Below are 21,398 nucleotides of genomic sequence, written 5' to 3'. Positions count from 1 at the left end.
AAATCGTATAAGGAGGTGATCCAGCCCCAGGTTCCCCTAGGGCTACCTTGTTACGACTTCACCCCAGTCATGAATCACTCCGTGGTAAACGTCCTCCCGAGGGTTAGACTATCTACTTCTGGAGCAACCCACTCCCATGGTGTGACGGGCGGTGTGTACAAGGCCCGGGAACGTATTCACCGCGTCATTCTGATACGCGATTACTAGCGATTCCGACTTCATGGAGTCGAGTTGCAGACTCCAATCCGGACTACGACGCACTTTAAGTGATTCGCTTACCTTCGCAGGTTCGCAGCACTCTGTATGCGCCATTGTAGCACGTGTGTAGCCCTACACGTAAGGGCCATGATGACTTGACGTCGTCCCCACCTTCCTCCGGTTTATCACCGGCAGTCTCCTTAGAGTTCTCAGCATTACCTGCTAGCAACTAAGGATAGGGGTTGCGCTCGTTGCGGGACTTAACCCAACATCTCACAACACGAGCTGACGACAGCCATGCAGCACCTGTATCAGAGTTCCCGAAGGCACCAAACCATCTCTGGTAAGTTCTCTGTATGTCAAGTGTAGGTAAGGTTCTTCGCGTTGCATCGAATTAAACCACATGCTCCACCGCTTGTGCGGGCCCCCGTCAATTCATTTGAGTTTTAACCTTGCGGCCGTACTCCCCAGGCGGTCTACTTAATGCGTTAGCTTTGAAAAACAGAACCGAGGCTCCGAGCTTCTAGTAGACATCGTTTACGGCGTGGACTACCGGGGTATCTAATCCCGTTTGCTCCCCACGCTTTCGTACATGAGCGTCAGTGTTGACCCAGGTGGCTGCCTTCGCCATCGGTATTCCTTCAGATCTCTACGCATTTCACCGCTACACCTGAAATTCTACCACCCTCTATCACACTCTAGTTTGCCAGTTCGAAATGCAGTTCCCAGGTTGAGCCCGGGGCTTTCACATCTCGCTTAACAAACCGCCTGCGTACGCTTTACGCCCAGTAATTCCGATTAACGCTCGCACCCTCCGTATTACCGCGGCTGCTGGCACGGAGTTAGCCGGTGCTTCTTCTGTCAGTAACGTCACAGCTAACGGGTATTAACCGTTAACCTTTCCTCCTGACTGAAAGTGCTTTACAACCCGAAGGCCTTCTTCACACACGCGGCATGGCTGCATCAGGCTTGCGCCCATTGTGCAATATTCCCCACTGCTGCCTCCCGTAGGAGTCTGGGCCGTGTCTCAGTCCCAGTGTGGCTGATCATCCTCTCAAACCAGCTAGGGATCGTCGCCTTGGTGAGCCATTACCTCACCAACTAGCTAATCCCACTTGGGCCAATCTAAAGGCGAGAGCCGAAGCCCCCTTTGGTCCGTAGACATTATGCGGTATTAGCAGTCGTTTCCAACTGTTGTCCCCCACCTCAAGGCATGTTCCCAAGCATTACTCACCCGTCCGCCGCTCGTCAGCAAAGTAGCAAGCTACTCTCTGTTACCGCTCGACTTGCATGTGTTAGGCCTGCCGCCAGCGTTCAATCTGAGCCATGATCAAACTCTTCAATTAAAAAGTTTTATGTCTTTCGACAGCTCAATGAATTCTGAATTTTTTAATATCTTTCGATATTGAATTGACTGTGCCGAAGCAACTTATAAATAAGTTACTTCTGTTGGTCACTCAGTTTTCAATTGAGACTCTAATTTTTTTGCCTCGCTACCTAAGTAGCTTGGCTGTTAGAACTCAATCTGTACGAGTGCCCACACAGATGATTGCTTTATATTGTTAAAGAACGTTTTGAGTCGCTTTAGCGTCTCAAGGGGCGCGAATAATACACCCTTTATTTTTCGAGTCAATACTTTGTTTTAAACTTTCTTTTTAGAAGATTTAAAACCGAAGTTTTATTTAACTCTCTGAGTAGTTCGTGCTTTGCTATGCTTCAGCGTTTCCCGTCTCAGTGGGGTCGTATTATAGGGAGATCCGAAAACAGATCAACCCTTTTTTGAAGAAAACTTGAAATAATGTGCTGTTCGCTGAGTATTTGAGCTAAACGCTCAAAAACACAACTAAACCATCTCTACCCAGCGGTTTATAAAGCTATTTAAAATTAAAGTTATGGCAACCACCTATGGGTATAGATATATTTGCATCATCTATGCTGAAAAAGCTAGCCAATAGAGCAAGAGTCGTATAACTAAAATCACTTAAATTAGTCAAAAGCTGAAAATTGAATTGACTGGGCTATGTTTAACCATAGTTTTACATATTTAATAAGTAAGTTTACTTAACCTTACGATGAAGTTCATAGTATCGGTATAGATTAGAAAGAATACGTTATGTCTTATAATCACTCCTATAAATAGTGGAAATGATCTTTAGCTAGAATCTAATAGGCTATTTTGTATAAATGATAAGTGAAGAGTAACTAGGTAGAGCTATTAAAGCAGCTGTCAAAACAACTTATCGATTCAGAATCTATGAGTCGATACCCATAATAGAAGATAATTACTGATTCATATAGGTTGACAAATTTTAGGCAAGAAAAAGCCGAGCATAAGCTCGGCTTTTAGGTTTCTTTAAGACTTACTCTGCAGACTGTGCGTCTTCTTGAACTGCTTCGCTAGTCGCTGGGCGACCAACTAGTTCAATATAAGCCATTGGTGCATTATCACCAGTACGGAAGCCACACTTAAGAATACGAGTGTAACCACCTGGACGATCTGCATTACGCGGACCGATTTCACTGAATAATTTACCAACAACTTCATTATCACGCGTGCGAGCAAACGCTAAACGGCGATTTGCTACACTGTCAGTCTTAGCCAGTGTGATTAAAGGTTCAATTACACGACGTAACTCTTTCGCTTTAGGCAAAGTAGTTTTGATGATTTCATGTTTCACCAAAGAACCTGCCATATTGCTAAACATCGCTTTACGATGGCTACTGTTACGGTTTAATTGACGACCACTCTTACGATGGCGCATGACCCTATCCTTCTAACTAAACTAATATAGTGATTTAGATTATTCAGCTAAACTTGCAGGCGGCCAATTTTCTAGGCGCATGCCCAGAGAAAGACCACGTGAAGCTAGCACGTCTTTAATTTCAGTTAGAGACTTCTTACCTAGATTAGGCGTTTTAAGAAGCTCAACTTCAGTGCGCTGAACTAAATCACCAATATATTGAATTTGCTCGGCTTTCAAACAATTTGCTGAGCGTACTGTTAGTTCAAGATCATCAACTGGACGAAGTAGAATAGGATCGAACTCTGGCTTCTCTTCTTTCTCTTCTGGCTCAGTTACATCACGTAAATCTACGAATGCATCTAATTGCTCAGCTAAGATAGTAGACGCACGGCGGATCGCTTCTTCTGGATCTAAAGTGCCGTTTGTTTCCATATCAATGATTAATTTGTCTAAATCTGTACGTTGCTCAACTCGAGCTGATTCAACCGAGTACGCAATACGTTCAACTGGGCTAAATGATGCATCAAGCAACAATCTACCAATTGGACGCTCATCGTCATCAGAGGATAAACGACTAGATGCCGGCACATAACCACGACCACGTTCAACACGAATACGCATGCTGATCTCGCTGTTATTTGTAGTTAAATTACAAATAACGTGATCTGGATTAGCAATTGTTACATCGCCATCGTGCTGAATATCAGCCGCAGTAACAGGGCCTACACCAGATTTAGTCAGGGTCAGAAAAACTTCATCTTTGCCTTCTAACGTTACTGCTAAACCTTTAAGGTTTAATAGTATTTCAATGATGTCTTCTTGAACGCCTTCTTTCGCGCTGTACTCATGTAATACACCGTCGATTTCAACTTCAGTTACTGCACATCCAGGCATAGATGAAAGTAATATACGGCGTAAAGCATTACCCAGAGTATGGCCAAAGCCTCGCTCTAATGGTTCTAAAACTATTTTAGAACGCGTTGGGTTGATAGCGTCGATGTCGACTAACCTTGGTTTTAGAAATTCTGTAACAGAACCCTGCATTTTATCCTCTCTTAACTCTTAACTTTACTTAGAGTAAAGTTCGACGATTAGTTGTTCATTAATGTCCGCAGACAGGTCTGAACGCTCAGGTAGACGCTTAAAGCTGCCTTCCAATTTCTTACCGTCAACTTCAACCCAAGTCGGCTTTTCACGTTGCTCAGCCAACTCTAGAGCAGCGATGATACGTGCTTGTGTCTTAGACTTCTCACGGATTACAACAGTATCTTCTGGTGTAATTACATATGAAGGAATGTTCACAACACGACCATTAACTAAAATCGCTTTATGGCTTACTAACTGACGTGCTTCTGCACGTGTGCTAGCAAAACCCATGCGATATACAACATTGTCTAAACGTTGCTCTAAAAGCTGTAACAAGTTTTCACCTGTGTTGCCTTTAAGGCGAGCAGCTTCTTTGTAGTAGTTACGGAATTGCTTTTCTAATACACCGTAGATACGACGTACTTTTTGCTTTTCACGTAATTGTAAACCGTAATCAGATAAGCGACCTTTACGAGCGCCGTGCTGACCAGGTGCAGTCTCAAGTTTACACTTAGAGTCGATAGCTCTTACGCCGCTCTTAAGGAACAGGTCAGTACCTTCACGACGACTCAGCTTGAGCTTAGGGCCCAAATATCTTGCCATGTTATTTCTCCTAACCTATTGTTAAACGCGACGTTTCTTCGGTGGACGACAACCATTATGTGGTATTGGCGTCACGTCAGTAATGTTGGTAATACGGTAACCAGCAGCATTCAAAGCACGTACAGCAGATTCACGACCTGGACCTGGACCTTTGATGAAAACTTCTAGATTCTTTAAACCGTATTCTTGAGCAGCAGTACCTGCACGCTCTGCAGCAACCTGAGCAGCAAATGGTGTAGATTTACGTGAACCACGGAAACCTGAACCACCGGCAGTAGCCCATGATAATGCATTACCTTGACGGTCGGTAATCGTTACAATAGTGTTGTTGAAAGACGCATGAACATGAGCCATACCATCAGCAACTTGTTTTTTAACCTTTTTACGACGAATTGGTGTCTTAGCCATAATACTATCCCCTTATCGCTTAATAGGCTTACGAGGACCCTTACGGGTGCGCGCGTTAGTCTTAGTTCTTTGACCACGTAGTGGTAAAGAGCGACGGTGACGTAGGCCACGATAACAACCAAGGTCCATTAGGCGCTTGATATTTAAAGTAACTTCACGACGAAGATCACCTTCAACAGTGTACTTGCCAACTGCATCACGCAGTACGTCAAGAATTTCGTCTGAAAGTTCACCGATTTTTGTGGTTTCGGCGATACCAGTCGCTTCTAAGATAGCCTTAGAGCGAGTCTTACCTATGCCATAAATAGCTGTTAAACCAATAACTGCATGTTTATGATCAGGGACGTTAATGCCAGCAATACGGGCCACTAACACATCTCCTATATTCGAATTTGGTAATCATAAGTTTGAAAAGCCCGTAAGGATACTCAAACGAAGACCAAATTACTACTAAAAACACAGGCCGAGAAAACTCAGCCTGCACGACTGTTTACTTAGCCTTGCCTTTGCTTATGCTTAGGCTCACTGCAAATTACGCGTACTACACCAGCACGTTTAATAACTTTACAGTTACGGCATATTTTCTTAACGGAAGCACGTACTTTCATTGCTCAACTCCGTAAACTGACCTTATCGACCGTAGCCTTTAAGGTTCGCTTTTTTCAGCACAGAATCATACTGATGAGACATCAGGTGAGTCTGTACTTGTGCCATAAAGTCCATGATTACAACAACGATAATCAAAATTGATGTACCGCCGAAATAGAATGGCGTTTGCCATGCCATAGTCATGAATTCAGGCACCAGACAGATAAAGGTTATATACAAAGCACCTGCCAATGTCAGGCGTGTCATCACTTTATCAATGTATTTAGATGTCTGCTCACCTGGTCGAATACCTGGGATAAATGCGCCAGATTTCTTAAGGTTGTCTGCAGTTTCACGCGGGTTAAACACCAACGCTGTATAGAAAAAGCAGAAGAAGATAATAGCCGCAGCTAAAACAAGTGAGTACAACGGTTGACCTGGAGTCAGCGTAGTAGCAACAGCTTGTAATACATCAGCGACCGGACCTTCACCTTGGCCGAACCAGCTTGCAATTGTACCAGGGAACAGAATTATACTGCTAGCGAAGATTGGTGGAATAACACCCGCCATATTTACTTTTAGTGGTAAATGCGTGCTTTGAGCAGCAAATACTTGACGACCTTGTTGGCGCTTTGCGTAGTTAACAACAATACGACGTTGTCCACGTTCAAAAAACACTACAAGATAAGTAACAGCGAATACGATTACCGCAACCATCAACAGTACAAAAACATTCAAATCACCTTGGCGCGCCATTTCGACTGTCGAACCAATAGCAGACGGCAAGTTAGCTACAATACCAACAAATATTAGAACAGAAATACCGTTGCCGATACCACGTTCTGTTATCTGTTCACCCAACCACATAAGGAACATAGTACCAGTTACTAAACTCACCACTGCGGTGAAATAGAAACCCATACCAGGGTTAACTACTAACCCCTCCATCATGCCCGGTAAGCTAGTAGCAATACCGATTGATTGAATAGTAGCTAGCACAAGCGTGCCATAGCGTGTGTACTGGCTAATTTTTTTACGCCCTTGTTCACCTTCTTTCTTAAGCTCTATAAACGGAGGATACATATGCGTTAATAGTTGCGTAATAATCGAAGCCGAAATATACGGCATAATACCCAGTGCTAACACTGAAGCTCGCTCAAGTGCACCACCACTGAACATGTTGAACATTTCAACAATGGTGCCCTTTTGTTGCTCGAAGAAATCGGCAAGTACAGCGGCGTCAATCCCAGGGATCGGCACAAATGAACCTAGACGGTAAATTATGATAGCACCCAATACGAAGAGTAATCGGCGCTTCAATTCCGAAAGTCCACTTTGTGCACTTTGTGTATCTTGACCTGGTTTAGCCATTAGTACTTCCTTAGTCTTCTACCTTGCCTCCGGCAGCTTCAATTGCTTCGCGAGCACCTTTAGAGGCTTTAAGGCCTTTAACGGTAACAGCGCGTGAAACTTCGCCAGATTTAACAACTTTAACGAAAAGAACGTTCTTTTTAACTAGACCAGCTGCTTGTAACGCGCTTAGGTCTACCACATCGCCTTCTACTTTAGCGATTTCAAAAAGGTTTATTTCTGCAGATACTAAAGATTTGCGAGAAGTGAAACCAAATTTTGGTAGACGACGTTGCATAGGCATTTGACCGCCTTCAAAACCAACGCGTACTTTACCGCCAGAACGTGACTTTTGACCTTTGTGACCACGACCACCAGTCTTACCTAGACCAGAACCGATACCACGACCAACACGTTTTGGAGCAGTTTTTGAACCTGCAGCAGGTGAAAGTGTATTCAAATGCATCGAATTAACCCTCTACCTTAACCATGTAAGAAACCTTGTTTATCATACCACGTACACATGCTGTGTCTTCTAACTCAACAGTGTGGTTGATACGACGTAAACCAAGACCGCGTAATGTAGCTTTATGTTTCGGTAAACGACCGATAGAGCTTTTTACTTGTGTTACTTTTACAGTTTGATTTGCCATGGTTACCCCAGAATTTCGTCTACGCGAAGGCCACGTTTTGCAGCGATAGACTGTGGAGAATTCATATTCTCAAGAGCCGAAATCGTTGCACGTACCACGTTGATCGGGTTAGTAGAACCGTAACATTTAGAAAGTACGTTCTGCACACCAGTAACTTCTAGTACTGCACGCATAGCACCACCTGCGATGATACCAGTACCTTCAGATGCTGGTTTCATGAACACTAGTGAGCCAGCATGACGTCCCTTAACAGGATGCTGTAATGTATTGCCATTTAGGTCTACGTTAATCATGTTGCGACGTGCCTTTTCCATTGCTTTTTGAATAGCAGCTGGAACTTCACGTGCTTTACCATAACCAAAACCTACTTTACCTGCGCCGTCACCAACTACAGTTAGTGCAGTAAAGCTAAAGATACGACCACCTTTAACTACTTTAGACACACGGTTTACCGCGATTAGCTTTTCAGCTAGATCAGGCTGTTGTTGCTTTGCTTCTACGTTAGCCATTGTCTACTCCTAGAATTGCAAACCGGCTTCACGCGCAGCATCAGCTAGCGCCTTCACACGGCCGTGATATTTAAAGCCACTGCGATCAAAAGCAATCTTTTCGATGCCTTTGTCAGCCGCACGTTCAGCAACCGCTTTGCCAACTGCTTGCGCAGCTTCAACGTTACCGGTGCCTTTAACTGTTTCGCTAATAGCCTTTTCAACAGTAGAAGCAGCAGCCAGTACATTACCCTCAGCATTTACTACTTGAGCATATATGTGACGTGGCGTGCGGTGGATAACAAGACGCGTTGTGCCTTGTTCAATATAATTTCTACGAGTGCGTTTAGCACGACGTAGACGAGCTGTTTTTTTATCCATCGTCTTACCTTACTTCTTCTTAGCCTCTTTACGGCGTACATTCTCATCTGAATAACGAACACCCTTACCTTTATAAGGCTCAGGTTTACGGTATGCACGAATGTTAGCAGCTGTTTGACCAACTAACTGCTTATCTACGCCCTTAACTAGAACTTCTGTTTGGCTTGGAGTTTCAATCGTAATTCCTTCAGGAACTGCGAAATTAACTGGGTGTGAGAAACCAAGTGTTAAGTCTAAAACTTTACCCTTAGCTGCTGCACGGTAACCAACGCCTACTAACTGAAGTTTCTTCTCGTAACCTTCATGCGTACCAACAACCATGTTGTTGATTAGAGCACGAGCAGTACCTGCTTGAGCCCATGCATTAGCTACGCCATCACGAGGTAAAGTTGTAATAACGTTGTCATTAACTTGTACTTCAACAGCGTTGTTGATAGTACGAGTTAGTTCACCGTTTTTGCCTTTAACTGTGATTTCCTGGCCTTTTAATGTAACTTCTACACCGGCAGGAACAGTAATTGGTGCCTTTGCTATGCGAGACATAGTTCCCCTCCGATTAAGCTACAAAACCAATGATTTCACCACCAACACCAGCACTACGTGCTGTGCGGTCTGTCATTAGGCCTTTAGAAGTTGATACGATAGCGATACCAAGACCACCCATTACCTTAGGTAATTGGTCACGTTTCTTATAGATACGTAAACCAGGGCGACTTACACGCTGGATATTTTCAATTACAGCTTTGCCTTCGAAGTACTTTAACTCGATAGAAAGCTCAGGTTTCGCTTCACTGTTAACAGCGAAATCTACGATATAACCTTCGTCTTTTAGTACTTTAGCTAATGCTACTTTCAGCTTTGAAGTTGGCATCGTTACAGATACTTTCTTCGCTGATTGACCATTACGGATACGTGTAAACAAATCCGCGATAGGATCTTGCAAGCTCATAGTCTTACTCCCATGATTCTATTACCAGCTAGCCTTTTTAAGGCCAGGAATTTCACCGCGCATAGCTGCTTCGCGAACTTTAATACGGCTCATGCCGAATTTGCGAAGGTAACCATGTGGGCGGCCCGTAATGTTACAACGATTACGTTGACGTACAGGGCTAGAATCACGAGGTAAAGCTTGTAGCTTAAGAACCGCGTCCCAACGATCATCTTCAGATGTGTTAACATCTGTGATGATAGCTTTTAGTGCTGTACGCTTTTCAGCGAATTGAGCAACTAGTTTTGTGCGCTTAGCTTCGCGCGCTTTCATAGAATTCTTTGCCATAACCCTACCCTTATTTCTTAAATGGGAAGTTAAACGCTTCTAACAACGCACGGCCTTCCTCATCAGATTTCGCAGAAGTAGTGATAGTAATATCCATACCGCGTACACGGTCTACTTTATCGTAATCGATTTCTGGGAAGATGATTTGTTCACGTACGCCCATGCTGTAGTTACCACGTCCATCAAAAGACTTAGCACTTACGCCACGGAAGTCACGAATACGTGGGATAGCGATTGATACCAAACGCTCAAAAAAGTCCCACATACGCTCGCCGCGTAGGGTTACTTTACAACCAATTGGGTAACCTTCACGCACTTTGAAGCCAGCAACAGATTTGCGTGCTTTAGTGATTAGAGGTTTCTGACCAGAGATTGCTGCAAGATCAGCTACTGCGTGATCTAAAATCTTCTTGTCAGCTAGGGCTTCGCCCACGCCCATATTCAATGTGATCTTTTCGATCTGAGGGACTTGCATGACAGAGCTGAAACCAAACTTCTCTTGAAGTTCAGCTACTACTTTGTCTTTATATACTTCATGCAGTTTCGCCATCATTCTACTCCAACTATTAGATAGTTTTACCAGTAGATTTAAAGATACGTAATTTCTTACCATCTTCAATCTTGAAACCTACACGATCAGCTTTACTCGTTTCCGAGTTGAAGATCGCAACGTTTGATGCATCCATAGATGCTTCTTTCTCAACAATGCCGCCAGCTTGGTTCAATTGTGGAACCGGCTTTTGGTGTTTCTTGATCAAGTTTATGCCTTCGACAAAGATTCGACCAGATTCAGTAACAACTGAAAGCACTTTTCCGCGCTTACCTTTGTCTTTACCTGCTAGTACGATTACTTCGTCATCACGACGTATTTTTGCTGCCATGATTGGCTCCTTACAGTACTTCTGGGGCTAGTGAAACGATTTTCATGAACTTATCATTACGAAGTTCGCGAGTCACAGGGCCGAAAATACGTGTACCAATTGGCTGTAAGTTATCATTTAAGATAACAGCAGCGTTGCTGTCAAAACGGATCAGAGAACCATCTGGACGGCGAACACCTTTTCTGGTACGCACAACTACCGCGTTTTTAACATCACCTTTCTTCACTTTACCGCGAGGAATAGCTTCTTTAACAGAAACTTTAATGATGTCGCCAATCGCTGCGTAGCGACGGTGTGAACCACCAAGGACTTTTATACACTGCACTTTGCGAGCGCCGCTGTTATCAGCAACTTCCAGCTGAGTTTGCATTTGGATCATGTTAATGACCTCCGGTGTAGTAATTACAACGTGTCTTAAATTTGTTTAAAATCAAGACATTTCGATTAAATCCCACTCAAAAACAAACGAGTTGTCTCTTAAGGGCGAGCAATTGTACCAGCATTGAGGGGGTAGCGATAGGTTATTTTTTAATTAATTTGGAGTGATGGGAAATTAAAGCTGAGCAATTCCGGCTATGTAGCTATTTTACAGGTGGTTACAAAACAAACAAGGCACCTGTAATGTGCCTTGTTTGTTTAGAGCGCAATAAATTAACCAAATAAACCTTTTAATTTATCTTTAATCTTATCTTTTGCTTTTTCTTTTGCCTTTTCTTTTGCCTCATCGACCTTTTGTTTAGCTTCATCTTTGAGCGCACTGCCAACGTCAAGCTTTATACCTACATCGTGGAAAGGGCCTTTTATGCGAAGTGGTATTTTAAAGCCTGTACTGTCATCAGTCGTTCCCTGTCCTTCAATCGATCCAACTATGCCTGTAACCAAACGGTAGTTAACCGTTGTTTGGGGTAAATCAACATCGCCTTCACCTGATATTCTAATAAGTGGGCTGATAAGTGATAGGTCGGTATTTTTGCCAACACCATTAGTAAAGTTGAAGCTTCCCGTTAGTGCAGAGAAATCTGTTTGCTCTGATTCTTCAAACCCAGTATCTAACCCTTCAGATGCTGCACCAAAGTTTCCTGAAATAAGCTCCTTACCTTTACGTACCATTTCAGCTATATTCGCGCCTTTTACAGCGCCATCAGCAAACTCAAACCCAAGTTTTCCGTTAAGCGCACCAATAAACGACTTTTGACTTTGGCCAGTTGTGCTTAGGTTCCAATTTAAAGAACCCTTACCCATTAGCTTGTCAAAACCTGCCGCATCCGCTAATAAAGGCTGTGCATCTATACCAGCTAAGTCAAAGTTAGTTGATATTTTATAAGGCACTTGTTGTGCGTTTACATTGATAACGCCTTTACCTGACCCTTCATAAGCAGAAAAGCTATCTAGGCTTAGTTTTGCAACGCTATCTTTTAAAACAACAGTAAATTGATTTGCGCCTAATTTAATATCATTGGCTTTTAATCCACTTGAACGAATCACTACATTTGCATCTAGTGAATTTAATGCACTTAAATCAATCTTAGTGTCATCCCATACTATTGGCTCTGCAGGTTTATCTTCTTGCTCTACTGGCTCTTCTTGTTTTGCCACTGCTTCAGGTAGGTACGGGTTTAAGTCAAGCATACCTAAATCAATATCTGCATTTACTGCTAAACGCTTACCTAGGTTAAGCTCGCTCTTACCTTTTATTTCTAATGCGTCTAACGTCGCAACTAAATCTTCTAAATTAAATTTCTCACCTAGTAGGTGCATTTTACCGTTTACACTAAATCCGTTAAATGCATTGTCTTTAGCGTCTAGCTCTACACCTTGCCATTTCGCAATACTTTTAACAGACTCACCGCTTAGTGCTAACTGACCTTTAATATCTTGGCCTTGCTTAGCTATGCTCCCTTCGAACGTTAAATCAACTAAACGAGAATCTAAGGTTTGTTTAACATTAAAAGTAGCACCTTCAATTGCTTTAGCTGGAGTATCTAATTTTATATCAAGCTCAAAACGCTCCTGCATATAAGTAATACCCCCTTTTACTTCTAATGTTTTACGAAGTGATGGAAGTAAAATAGCGAGTTCTAAATCACTAATTTGTTGCTTAGTACCTGTTTGACCATCTAGATAAGTAAATGTACCGCCATAAATAGCAACCTCACCTAGCTCAATATCAAAGTTATCTGGAAGCTTTATTGCTTCACCTGATTGGCTTTGCTCTTTAGGTTGCTCTGCAACTGCATCAAACAACTGCCAATTAGCTTTACCATTTTTGTCGGTTTCTAATAGGATATTTGGTTCGTTTATAACAAACTTATCTAATTTAAACTCACCACCAAATAATGAAAACCAAGGTATATGTACAGCAAGCTGTTTCAAACTCGCCATGTCGGCGCGCGAACCTGATCCCATATTTGCAAAATGCACGTCGTTAAGTTCTAACTTTAATGCAGGGAATACGCTAAGTGTTTTATCACCTTTAATAGTAAGAGTGCGCCCAGTTGTTTGTTCTACCTGCTGCGACACTTTATTAAAAATAGTATCAGTAGGAATTAAAAACGGTGCGGCAACAATTAGTGCTATACATAATAAAAGTATTACACCTACAATTTTAAGTAAGGTTTTCATGATCGTCCTTTCAAACGTGCAAATAATGCTCTTATCATAGCGAGTGTTAGCTTTAAAATCATTGCTGAAGTTGTAAAAATGCTATTTAGTTTAACTTATTTGGCATGATATGAATCCGTGCTGAAAATTTCAGTATAAAAAACATATAGTAGAGTACTAATGAAATGGTTAATGCTATAAAAAAGCATTAACTAAATAATTCAATTTAATGTTCTTGAAATTAAACATTGTAAATTTAATGACAATATCTCACAAAAACCTCAAATCAAAATAACTAATATTTACCTATAATTTAATCTTGATACATTGAAAAGTATACATATTTATCCCCTGTCACTATTAAGCATTGAGGACAGCGCTGTTGTTATTGATGTAATTGCGCTAAAATAGACCAGCAAAAAAATATATATCTAATCCGGAGATTCTACAAGGCATGAAAAAACTGCTAATTTCACCGTCAAAAATGACGCTAGGCGAACAAGAAAATCAAATCTATCAGAACATTCTGAAACAATCTTCAGAGTTAAGCCTTAACCTTATGGCCGTGAAAGTAGAAAACCACCCTGATGATTTTTTACCTTGGTGTTACGAACTATTAAATGCAAGTAGAGATCGTATGAACTACGATTTACTAGAGCCGCAACAATTACCTATACTTAAGAAGCTACACGATCAGCTTATTTCAGCTATCAGCTTTTTACAGGTTAAAACTTTACGTATTGCTCCGTGGCCTGTTGTAAGTGTATTTGTAGAACAACACAAAGACGTTATTGCTCTTGATGAACAGCTTCGCTTAGTAGACTACATTAAAAGCATTCGTGAACAATCTCTTAAAGATATGATTCCTGAAGATTTACTTGCGTTTAGCGGTAAGCATATGGCGTCACTTGATCCAAGCACATACAACTTTGATGTTGAATGGTTTGCCTCAACTAAGAGTGCAAAAAGCTTTCATCAAATGCTTAGCGATTTACCAGGTGATTTTGATGCAGCTCTAGCAAACATCCCACTTGAAGGTGATATCACTCAATATGAATACCAGCAATTTGTTGCTGCTTACTCAAAAGTGTTTACCGACAACAATGAAAAACCAACGCTAGCCCCTGCAACTCGCTTGCTAGCAATGCGTCGCCCTGATTTATTTACTCCGATTACAAATAATCGATTAGATGCATTATGTGGCGCTCTTGGAGTTCCAAAACTTAAAAATAGTGATTTTGAGCGTTACTGGCAAGATATCGTTAAAGGTATTCAAGCTATGTCGTGGTATAAAATGGCTAATGCAAGTAACGAACTAGAGGAACAGTTAGTTGCTATTAAAGCACTGATCCCATGTTTCTTTTATTATGCAGACACTAAAACACCTGACAGTTCAAACTACATCAAGTTACTTAGCAAGCCTAAGCGTAGTACAACAACGACAGGTAAAACTCAACGTAGAGGCAAAGAGTCTGCAGAAATTCTAGTAGACCGTGCTCTTGCTGCTGACGATATTCCTGAGCATATTCGCAGCAAACGTGACTCGATCATTAATGAAGTACAAAAAGGTCGAGGCGTTAACGAAACAATTAGTCTAATGCGTACTATTTTCGGCTAAATAAATCTAACCTAGCTGTACTTTAATGGTGCGGTTAGGTTAATTTATGCACCAGCAGCGTGCGAACACTTATTAAAATTACCTCAATAAAAAAACACTACTCCTTTGTAAGTCATTATTTTTAAACTATAAAAATACATTTTAAAGTAAATAAAACCAAGCTGGCACACACAGTGCACCACCTCCCCAGTTAAACAATAAAAATGCATCCAATTAAAAGGTTAAAGCAATACATAATAAAACCTTGGCATGCAAAAATCATATAACGGGAAATGGACATGCTCAAACTAAAAAAAACAATTGCGATTAGCACCATCGCATTAATGGCTGCAACATCGGTAGTCTCAACATCGGTTCAAGCTGAAGTAACAGCAAATGCGGCAGCAACATCAAATTACTTATGGCGCGGCCAAGAGCAAACGGGTGGTGATGCGGCAATATCCGGTGGTATTGACTACGCTAATGAGTCTGGTTTTTATGCCGGTACTTGGGCTTCAAATGCATCTTGGGCTGACGAAATGACCTACGAGCTTGACTTATACGCAGGCTTCGGTGGCGACATTAACGAAAGTGTTAGTTACGATGTTGGTTATATTTATTACGCTTACCCAGACGCAGCTTCTGAAGCTGACGCAGATTTCTCTGAAATTTACGGTAGTATTAGTGTTGAAGGCTTCACGTTTGGCGCTTCTGTACTTGCAACATCAGCTGCAAGTGGTGACGGTACAGACTTTGGCGACTCACTTTACCTAACTGCTGATTATGGCTTTGCTGTCGGTAGTAACGGTACTGAAATGGCACTACATTTAGGTCATTACTCTGGTGATTTTATTGGTGACGACAATATCTTAGATTACGGTATATCTATTTCAAAAGACGGTTTTACTTTTGGTTTGTCTGATACAGATATAGATGATTCAGATATTAAAGCCTACGTAGCTTACTCTGTAGACTTTAACTTATAAAAAAGAATGTGTTACTTGCTGCAACACGAAGGGCCTTTTGGCCCTTTTCTCGTTTATAATATTACTTGAATGGTACCTTAGTACAACTCACTTCAACTGTTTTAGGGTACCAAGCCGGAGCAATTTGATTAACAGCCACCTCTGCCAAACCATTAGTAAACGATTTATACGTATGGACACTTTGCCATTCACCTTGTGGGCAATGAGTACTTAAATCTAACGGCTTAGATCCTTCATATAATGCAAGAGCAAAATTATGATGCCATTGTGAACTCTCTTGAGTTTTATTGCTCACGTTGTCTTGTACACCATTATCAAAGTAAATGTTCGTACATCCCGTTAATATAATCAGCATACAACTTGTTATAAGTAACTTAATACTCATAATGCCTCTCCTACTATTTCATCTTGGCACCATACTTTAATAGTGTGAGGTGCATATATACCAAATGTAATTAAACTAAGTGCTCCATCACTAAACGTTTGTTGTGACTGCATTTGAGTTACTGATTTATCTACACATACTTTTTTCACATCAACGCGCTCTTCTCCAACCAATCCCCATAAAAAGAACGGTCGACTATCTTCATAACTCGCTTTGCTTGTTATTTTGGCTGCTTGCTGTGGCTGAATTGTCACCGCAGAGCAAGCGGTTAGACTTAGTATTAAAACGCTTATCATTAGCTGCTTCATTCTTATCCCTTGTTGTTTACTCTTAATGACAGCAGTGTACAAAAAAACTAAAGTTAAGTTAGTAAGAAGGTGTGGGGAAAATGTAGCGGTTTATACAAAAATTTATACAATTTTCTACAAAGTTTAGGATGAGGGCTACTTACTAAATGAGTTTAGATATAGTAAAAATAACTTTACTGTTAGCTATCAATAACCTCTTTCAATAGCTATAAAAATGCCAGTCAGTAAAACAACTGGCATTTTTTATACTGCATTTAAAAGCTACAGTGCTTTAATATTATCGCCACTTTTCTTGTCAATTAACTTAATAAAAGGATCCACACCTGCAAATTTAGGTAATTCAGTTACCTTTAGTGTAATGGTATTTACACCCGTTTTTATCTCGTGCTTTTGCATATAGATCACAGCACTTTCACTATGTACCTCATTCGGATCTGCGCTAAATAAAGCAACATCTATCATTTGCGCTAGCGGTACATCTTCTTCATTACCTTCGCCATCGGCATGCTTTTTCGCTGCAGCAATAGTCAATGTAATGATATGTTCCCCATCAGCAGATTCAGCCTCTTGCACATCAACATCACTGATTTTTAAATCATATAACGTAATGGCATTAAATTGATCTTCAATGAATGCTTGTTCTTGCTCACTCGCTCCTCGCTTTAGATAGGCAATAAAGTCTAACGTGGTTGGGTAAAACTCTTGCGCATATTGGTAATCTCGCAAAAACGCTCGCAAAGCGGCATTTACGCGCTGCTCACCTAACAAATCATGTATGGCCATCATTACCACGGCACCTTTGTTATAGTGGATATACTGCTGCCCTGCGGCGCGTGCAAGTGTACGTTCCTCATAAAGCTCTGTCGTGCGTCCTAATAAGTAACGATCAAGTTCATACTTTAAGAATTTACGAAGGTTGTTTTCACCATACTTTTCTTTCATCACCATGATAGCTGCATATTGCGATAGCATTTCAGATAAAATATTAGAGCCTTCGACATTCGCGCCAATCACTTGGTGCGCCCACCACTGGTGCGCCAATTCATGCGATGTTACATAGTAAGGAAAATTAATATTATCTGGGTCACGTGTATCTGTAATAAACCCCATATTTTCAGAGTACGGTACTGTATTAGCAAAACTCTGCGCAAAACTACGATAGCGAGGAAACTCAATAATACGCATTTGCTTATGCTGATAAGGACCAAACTCTTTAGAGAAGTAATCTAAAGAATCTTTAGTCGACTGAATCATTGCATCTACATTCCAAGCATGATCTTTGTGATGGTAAACCTCAATATGTACGCCATTATGCTGCTCTTTTTTCACCTCAAGCTCCATTGAAAGTAAAGTGTAAAAGTGCAACATAGGTGCATCCATTTCGTATACAAATGTGGTTCGGCCATTTTTAGTACTTTGTGATTGCAAGTAACCTGGAACCATCGCAATTTGCGACTCATCAGTGGAAATTGTGGCAGCAAAACTTACATAGTTATCTGCAAACAAAGGTTGATTATGATACTGCGTTTCTTCAATTTTATTACCGCGTTTTAACTCTGGTAAACCCCTTTGACGACGCTCACTTTTATCTTGTATTTGCTTACCAAAGGAATAACCAAAACTCGGGAACAGTGCCGTGTTGTCAATAAAAGTACCGTTATACACAAGTCGCTCATCGCTTCCTCTATCTTCAAACCCTTCGGTATAACGCTCTACACTCATTGTAATTTCGCGGCTCTCGTTTGGTTGCATGGGTTTAGTAAAATCTAACCAAGCATGACGATACTGCTCGTTTAACTCCCCAAGTTGCGCGCCATTCACCTCAACACTCCATTTATGAGTATGATCAGGCTTATTTACTAATATTCGTGTAATCGGTTGTTGCGATTTATTCTCTATCTGCATTACCACGGTAGCTGTAATACGACGTTCTTTAGGGTAGATATCAGCAGTAACAACAACATCTGTTGGAATAGGTAAAGCCGCATCTACAAACTGACCAAACTCACGCTCATACTGCTCTTGTAAGTCTTCATACTGTTCACTGGTTATAAATTGATTGAGAACCGTTGTGTTGTAGTAAATAAAACTTCCTACACCACCAAAAATAAGGGTACCACATACAATAACCGCTTTACCTGAATTGCCTAGCTGATAGCCTAACAACTGAACGCGTGCTTTTAAATTTTGCCCAGCCCCACGAGGCCAAAGCGCATAGCTAAGTGCAGCAATAATCATACTAAAACCTAACCAGTATAAATTATACCAATGCACCGCAGTTAAAAAGTGGCCATAACCATTAATATCTGAATAAGGCGCCTCTGGTGTCCGACCTATTACAAACATATTATGCTCAAAACCATAGTTACTCATCACCAAAGTAGCGATAAAGTACAGCACATATAATCCCATACCTACGTATTTATTTGGGCTAATTACTTGTAGTAAAAAGGCAAAACCACCTTGAAAGATAAGCCCGAGTACAAATAAATAACCGAGTCTAATTACATATTGTGCAATATCAAAGTTCGCCATGCCCATCATCATTTGATAAAACAATGTCACCACGGAGCCAAATGCGCATAACAATAATAAAACAGCACTCAGCGCTACATATTTAGAGCCCCAGAACACCCAATTCGCAACAGGGTACGCATCGATAATGTCGGCCATTCGTGATTCACGATCATGCCATACAAGTTCACCACAATAGTAAACAAGTACTATCATCATCAATATGCCAAAGCTACCTTGAATAAGCTCAACCATTCTAAATGTGACTGGCCAAACATCAGTTCCGTATGGACCCATTGAGCCTACCAACGCTGGAATTAATGTCGCTAAAGATAAAATAAGTAAAATACCAAACGAATAGCTTTTTATAACTTGTTTGACTTCAAAAAAAGTACGCGTTAAAAATTGCGACCACGCATTATTTCCCGTCGCTTTTGCCGTTATATTAAACTTAAGTGCAGCTGCAAAATTAGTATTATTATTTTTACTCGCCTTGCCTTTCACTTTTTGCTTTTGAGCCAAATGATGAGATGTATTGAGTGCTGCAATTGCCAATGCTAGTAAGGCAACACCGACCCAAATTAACCTATTATGTAATAACTGATCAGTTAACGTAATTTCCATTACATTACGCTCTGCTATTGTCCAGTATTCCATCTGCATTCTCATTGCCGACATACCAAACATATCTAGGTAAGCTGAGATTTCACGATATTGGATATCAGAGAAAATATTAGATCCAACCAAATAGCTAATAAGTAGGGCAACAGCAACTAGATAGAGCGTTACCATGCTACGAAAGCGCATTGCCACAGCATTAATGAGCGATGAGACAACAAACAAAGAAGGAGCTGCAATATAAAAGAAAGGCACTAAATAATAACTTAGTTGGTTTTCACCTATCATTTCACTGTCTAACCAACCCATTAAGCTACCAAAACCACTGCCAACCCACACACCCAACATAGTGCTTGAAAACACTAATAGCGTGACTAAATAAGCCCCGATGAATCTCCCAGCTTTATACTGAACTATGTTCAGTGGCTTGCTCAAAACTAATTCGTTGAGTTTACTCACGTCATCACGAATAGCTGAGCTTCCAACAAAGTTGACCACTAAAAAAATAGCAAACACCGACATAATCGCAATAACTTGCAAAATTGCGTAAGGAGAATTTATATTTACATTGCTGCTTCCCCCTATTTGCACCGAGTCAGAAACCGATGCCATAAAAGTAAGAAAAAACAAGATAAGTGACGTGATATAGAAAGAGGGCTGACGCATAAAATAGCGCAGCTCAAATTGCATCATTTTAAACAACATAATCAGTATCCTTATGCTGCTTTATTGCGGTGTTGGTGCAATGTTGAAAAATAGACGTCTTCTAAATCAGCAGGCTTAGACTCAAACCCTTCTGGCGCATCGTCAGCAAACACACTGAGTAATGTTTGTCCTGCAAACAAACGCTTCGCTATTACCGGTAATGATTGTTCGAGTTCCAAAGCCTCGGCTTGACTCATTGCTTTGTGCCAAATTTTTCCCTGTAACGTATTCGTAAGCTCAATTGGGTTACCTTCAAGTAAAATTTGACCATTAGCTAATACGGCCATATTTGGGCAAAGCTCAGACACATCTTCAACTATATGCGTTGATAAAATCACCACTTTACTTTCACCTAAACCCACTAACAAATTATGAAAACGATTTCGCTCTTCAGGATCTAGACCTGCCGTTGGCTCATCTACAATGAGTAAATCAGGGTCACCTAATAAAGCTTGTGCAATACCAAAACGTTGGCGCATACCGCCCGAGAAACCACTTACCGCATTTTTTCGATGATCATATAAATTGGTTTGCGCTAACAACCCTTCAACGGCCTCTTTACGTTCAGCCTTATTACTTAAACCTTTTAAAATAGCCATATGATCAAGTAAATCATAAGCACTAACACGCTGATAAACACCAAAGTCTTGCGGTAAATAACCTAAACGCTCACGCAAGCTTTTAGGGTGTGTTAACACATCAATACCATCAAATACAACGCTGCCACTATCGGCTGATTGCAGTGTAGCGATCGTTCGCATTAATGAAGATTTACCCGCACCATTAGGACCCAGTAAACCAAACATCCCTTTAGGGATATTTAAATCAACACCTTGTAGTGCATGTACGCCGTTATCGTAGGTTTTTGATAACCCTGTTATTGATAGCATTTTTACTTCCTTGAATATAAGTAATTATTTTTATAATGTTTTATACCACAAAAAAATAGGAACATAAGTTACTTGCTGGTTAAATTTGTAACAACAAATAAACATAGTTTAAACTCATAATACTTGCTTGCACTGTAT

Annotated in this window: 24 protein-coding genes and 1 rRNA gene; 2 read left to right on the top strand and 23 right to left on the bottom strand. The window is 41.0% G+C overall.

Translation table 11 applies throughout. From position 1 onward, the window contains the following. Positions 1-8 precede the first annotated feature (8 nt). The 19 genes from AOR04_RS01220 to AOR04_RS01130 all read right to left on the bottom strand — a co-directional run bounded on the left by AOR04_RS01220 (position 9) and on the right by AOR04_RS01130 (position 13,278). A 16S ribosomal RNA gene (locus AOR04_RS01220) occupies positions 9-1,544 on the bottom strand. 1,014 nt (positions 1,545-2,558) lie between these two features. Further along, positions 2,559-2,960 carry a 50S ribosomal protein L17 gene (gene rplQ, locus AOR04_RS01215; protein WP_002959450.1) on the bottom strand — a complete coding sequence of 134 codons (402 nt, stop codon included), beginning with the start codon at positions 2,958-2,960 and terminating at the stop codon, positions 2,559-2,561. A 39-nt stretch (positions 2,961-2,999) separates the two neighbouring features. Beyond that, a complete protein-coding gene (locus tag AOR04_RS01210) occupies positions 3,000-3,986 on the bottom strand; it encodes a DNA-directed RNA polymerase subunit alpha (protein ID WP_002959452.1) in 987 nt (328 codons plus the stop codon). A gap of 24 nt (positions 3,987-4,010) precedes the next feature. Beyond that, complete coding sequence (gene rpsD, locus AOR04_RS01205; RefSeq protein WP_002959461.1) at positions 4,011-4,631, bottom strand: 30S ribosomal protein S4; 621 nt, start codon at positions 4,629-4,631, stop codon at positions 4,011-4,013. 21 nt (positions 4,632-4,652) lie between these two features. After that, positions 4,653-5,039 (bottom strand): 30S ribosomal protein S11, encoded by a 387-nt coding sequence (gene rpsK, locus AOR04_RS01200; protein WP_002959471.1) that lies wholly within the window; start codon positions 5,037-5,039, stop codon positions 4,653-4,655. A 12-nt stretch (positions 5,040-5,051) separates the two neighbouring features. Next, positions 5,052-5,408 (bottom strand): 30S ribosomal protein S13, encoded by a 357-nt coding sequence (gene rpsM, locus AOR04_RS01195; protein WP_002959473.1) that lies wholly within the window; start codon positions 5,406-5,408, stop codon positions 5,052-5,054. 125 nt (positions 5,409-5,533) lie between these two features. Further along, entirely contained in the window at positions 5,534-5,647 is a 114-nt protein-coding gene (gene rpmJ, locus AOR04_RS01190) for a 50S ribosomal protein L36 (protein ID WP_002959476.1), read from the bottom strand. 22 nt (positions 5,648-5,669) lie between these two features. Beyond that, complete coding sequence (gene secY, locus AOR04_RS01185; protein ID WP_007376464.1) at positions 5,670-6,998, bottom strand: preprotein translocase subunit SecY; 1,329 nt, start codon at positions 6,996-6,998, stop codon at positions 5,670-5,672. 10 nt (positions 6,999-7,008) lie between these two features. Further along, positions 7,009-7,443, bottom strand: coding sequence for a 50S ribosomal protein L15 (rplO, locus tag AOR04_RS01180; RefSeq protein WP_002959480.1), 435 nt, complete (start codon positions 7,441-7,443; stop codon positions 7,009-7,011). A 4-nt stretch (positions 7,444-7,447) separates the two neighbouring features. Beyond that, the gene (gene rpmD, locus AOR04_RS01175; protein WP_002959482.1) at positions 7,448-7,630 is read right to left on the bottom strand and encodes a 50S ribosomal protein L30; all 183 of its coding nucleotides are present in this window, start codon (positions 7,628-7,630) and stop codon (positions 7,448-7,450) included. Between the two features lie 2 nt (positions 7,631-7,632). Continuing rightward, positions 7,633-8,139, bottom strand: a complete 507-nt coding sequence (gene rpsE, locus AOR04_RS01170) for a 30S ribosomal protein S5 (protein WP_002959485.1) — start codon at positions 8,137-8,139, stop codon at positions 7,633-7,635. 9 nt (positions 8,140-8,148) lie between these two features. After that, the gene (gene rplR, locus AOR04_RS01165) at positions 8,149-8,499 is read right to left on the bottom strand and encodes a 50S ribosomal protein L18 (RefSeq protein WP_002959486.1); all 351 of its coding nucleotides are present in this window, start codon (positions 8,497-8,499) and stop codon (positions 8,149-8,151) included. Between the two features lie 9 nt (positions 8,500-8,508). Continuing rightward, complete coding sequence (rplF, locus tag AOR04_RS01160) at positions 8,509-9,042, bottom strand: 50S ribosomal protein L6 (protein WP_007376463.1); 534 nt, start codon at positions 9,040-9,042, stop codon at positions 8,509-8,511. Between the two features lie 13 nt (positions 9,043-9,055). After that, a complete protein-coding gene (gene rpsH, locus AOR04_RS01155) occupies positions 9,056-9,448 on the bottom strand; it encodes a 30S ribosomal protein S8 (protein WP_007376462.1) in 393 nt (130 codons plus the stop codon). A gap of 21 nt (positions 9,449-9,469) precedes the next feature. Next, positions 9,470-9,775 (bottom strand): 30S ribosomal protein S14, encoded by a 306-nt coding sequence (gene rpsN / locus AOR04_RS01150; protein ID WP_033016334.1) that lies wholly within the window; start codon positions 9,773-9,775, stop codon positions 9,470-9,472. A 10-nt stretch (positions 9,776-9,785) separates the two neighbouring features. Further along, entirely contained in the window at positions 9,786-10,325 is a 540-nt protein-coding gene (rplE, locus tag AOR04_RS01145; RefSeq protein ID WP_024610257.1) for a 50S ribosomal protein L5, read from the bottom strand. Between the two features lie 16 nt (positions 10,326-10,341). Continuing rightward, positions 10,342-10,656, bottom strand: coding sequence for a 50S ribosomal protein L24 (rplX, locus tag AOR04_RS01140; protein WP_002959496.1), 315 nt, complete (start codon positions 10,654-10,656; stop codon positions 10,342-10,344). Positions 10,657-10,666: 10 nt separating this feature from the next. Continuing rightward, a complete protein-coding gene (gene rplN / locus AOR04_RS01135; protein ID WP_002959498.1) occupies positions 10,667-11,035 on the bottom strand; it encodes a 50S ribosomal protein L14 in 369 nt (122 codons plus the stop codon). A gap of 272 nt (positions 11,036-11,307) precedes the next feature. Beyond that, a complete protein-coding gene (locus AOR04_RS01130; protein WP_096792294.1) occupies positions 11,308-13,278 on the bottom strand; it encodes an AsmA family protein in 1,971 nt (656 codons plus the stop codon). A 433-nt stretch (positions 13,279-13,711) separates the two neighbouring features. On the opposite strand from AOR04_RS01130, the gene AOR04_RS01125 reads away from it, so the two are divergent. Together AOR04_RS01125 and AOR04_RS01120 are read left to right on the top strand one after the other, a co-directional pair. Continuing rightward, entirely contained in the window at positions 13,712-14,875 is a 1,164-nt protein-coding gene (locus AOR04_RS01125) for a hypothetical protein (RefSeq protein WP_033023362.1), read from the top strand. A 278-nt stretch (positions 14,876-15,153) separates the two neighbouring features. Beyond that, complete coding sequence (locus AOR04_RS01120; RefSeq protein ID WP_096792293.1) at positions 15,154-15,840, top strand: TorF family putative porin; 687 nt, start codon at positions 15,154-15,156, stop codon at positions 15,838-15,840. 61 nt (positions 15,841-15,901) lie between these two features. Here the strand turns inward: AOR04_RS01120 and AOR04_RS01115 are convergent, their stop codons facing one another. The 4 genes from AOR04_RS01115 to AOR04_RS01100 all read right to left on the bottom strand — a co-directional run bounded on the left by AOR04_RS01115 (position 15,902) and on the right by AOR04_RS01100 (position 21,260). Next, complete coding sequence (locus AOR04_RS01115) at positions 15,902-16,225, bottom strand: Bor/Iss family lipoprotein (RefSeq protein ID WP_008138787.1); 324 nt, start codon at positions 16,223-16,225, stop codon at positions 15,902-15,904. Beyond that, complete coding sequence (locus AOR04_RS01110) at positions 16,222-16,533, bottom strand: Bor family protein (protein WP_096792292.1); 312 nt, start codon at positions 16,531-16,533, stop codon at positions 16,222-16,224. Before AOR04_RS01110 ends, AOR04_RS01115 begins: the two co-directional genes overlap by 4 nt. A 261-nt stretch (positions 16,534-16,794) precedes the next feature. Further along, complete coding sequence (locus AOR04_RS01105; protein ID WP_096792291.1) at positions 16,795-20,370, bottom strand: ABC transporter permease/M1 family aminopeptidase; 3,576 nt, start codon at positions 20,368-20,370, stop codon at positions 16,795-16,797. A gap of 11 nt (positions 20,371-20,381) precedes the next feature. Continuing rightward, the gene (locus AOR04_RS01100; RefSeq protein WP_007376453.1) at positions 20,382-21,260 is read right to left on the bottom strand and encodes an ABC transporter ATP-binding protein; all 879 of its coding nucleotides are present in this window, start codon (positions 21,258-21,260) and stop codon (positions 20,382-20,384) included. Positions 21,261-21,398: the final 138 nt, after the last annotated feature.

It is taken from the genome of Pseudoalteromonas sp. 1_2015MBL_MicDiv (assembly GCF_002407505.1).
Taxonomy (GTDB): domain Bacteria; phylum Pseudomonadota; class Gammaproteobacteria; order Enterobacterales; family Alteromonadaceae; genus Pseudoalteromonas; species Pseudoalteromonas fuliginea.
The sequence above is the reverse complement of the archived record's forward strand: the minus strand, read 5'-3'. Positions and strand labels throughout refer to the sequence as shown.

Excerpts from the sequence above, each read along its gene's own strand:
- rplQ (WP_002959450.1), bottom strand. The coding sequence starts at position 2,960 with ATGCGCCATCGTAAGAGTGGTCGTCAATTAAACCGTAACAGTAGCCAT.
- AOR04_RS01210 (WP_002959452.1), bottom strand. The coding sequence starts at position 3,986 with ATGCAGGGTTCTGTTACAGAATTTCTAAAACCAAGGTTAGTCGACATC.
- rpsD (WP_002959461.1), bottom strand. The coding sequence starts at position 4,631 with ATGGCAAGATATTTGGGCCCTAAGCTCAAGCTGAGTCGTCGTGAAGGT.
- rpsK (WP_002959471.1), bottom strand. The coding sequence starts at position 5,039 with ATGGCTAAGACACCAATTCGTCGTAAAAAGGTTAAAAAACAAGTTGCT.
- rpmJ (WP_002959476.1), bottom strand. The coding sequence starts at position 5,647 with ATGAAAGTACGTGCTTCCGTTAAGAAAATATGCCGTAACTGTAAAGTT.
- secY (WP_007376464.1), bottom strand. The coding sequence starts at position 6,998 with ATGGCTAAACCAGGTCAAGATACACAAAGTGCACAAAGTGGACTTTCG.
- rplO (WP_002959480.1), bottom strand. The coding sequence starts at position 7,443 with ATGCATTTGAATACACTTTCACCTGCTGCAGGTTCAAAAACTGCTCCA.
- rpmD (WP_002959482.1), bottom strand. The coding sequence starts at position 7,630 with ATGGCAAATCAAACTGTAAAAGTAACACAAGTAAAAAGCTCTATCGGT.
- rpsE (WP_002959485.1), bottom strand. The coding sequence starts at position 8,139 with ATGGCTAACGTAGAAGCAAAGCAACAACAGCCTGATCTAGCTGAAAAG.
- rplR (WP_002959486.1), bottom strand. The coding sequence starts at position 8,499 with ATGGATAAAAAAACAGCTCGTCTACGTCGTGCTAAACGCACTCGTAGA.
- rplF (WP_007376463.1), bottom strand. The coding sequence starts at position 9,042 with ATGTCTCGCATAGCAAAGGCACCAATTACTGTTCCTGCCGGTGTAGAA.
- rpsH (WP_007376462.1), bottom strand. The coding sequence starts at position 9,448 with ATGAGCTTGCAAGATCCTATCGCGGATTTGTTTACACGTATCCGTAAT.
- rpsN (WP_033016334.1), bottom strand. The coding sequence starts at position 9,775 with ATGGCAAAGAATTCTATGAAAGCGCGCGAAGCTAAGCGCACAAAACTA.
- rplE (WP_024610257.1), bottom strand. The coding sequence starts at position 10,325 with ATGGCGAAACTGCATGAAGTATATAAAGACAAAGTAGTAGCTGAACTT.
- rplX (WP_002959496.1), bottom strand. The coding sequence starts at position 10,656 with ATGGCAGCAAAAATACGTCGTGATGACGAAGTAATCGTACTAGCAGGT.
- rplN (WP_002959498.1), bottom strand. The coding sequence starts at position 11,035 with ATGATCCAAATGCAAACTCAGCTGGAAGTTGCTGATAACAGCGGCGCT.
- AOR04_RS01130 (WP_096792294.1), bottom strand. The coding sequence starts at position 13,278 with ATGAAAACCTTACTTAAAATTGTAGGTGTAATACTTTTATTATGTATA.
- AOR04_RS01125 (WP_033023362.1), top strand. The coding sequence starts at position 13,712 with ATGAAAAAACTGCTAATTTCACCGTCAAAAATGACGCTAGGCGAACAA.
- AOR04_RS01120 (WP_096792293.1), top strand. The coding sequence starts at position 15,154 with ATGCTCAAACTAAAAAAAACAATTGCGATTAGCACCATCGCATTAATG.
- AOR04_RS01115 (WP_008138787.1), bottom strand. The coding sequence starts at position 16,225 with ATGAGTATTAAGTTACTTATAACAAGTTGTATGCTGATTATATTAACG.
- AOR04_RS01110 (WP_096792292.1), bottom strand. The coding sequence starts at position 16,533 with ATGAAGCAGCTAATGATAAGCGTTTTAATACTAAGTCTAACCGCTTGC.
- AOR04_RS01105 (WP_096792291.1), bottom strand. The coding sequence starts at position 20,370 with ATGTTGTTTAAAATGATGCAATTTGAGCTGCGCTATTTTATGCGTCAG.
- AOR04_RS01100 (WP_007376453.1), bottom strand. The coding sequence starts at position 21,260 with ATGCTATCAATAACAGGGTTATCAAAAACCTACGATAACGGCGTACAT.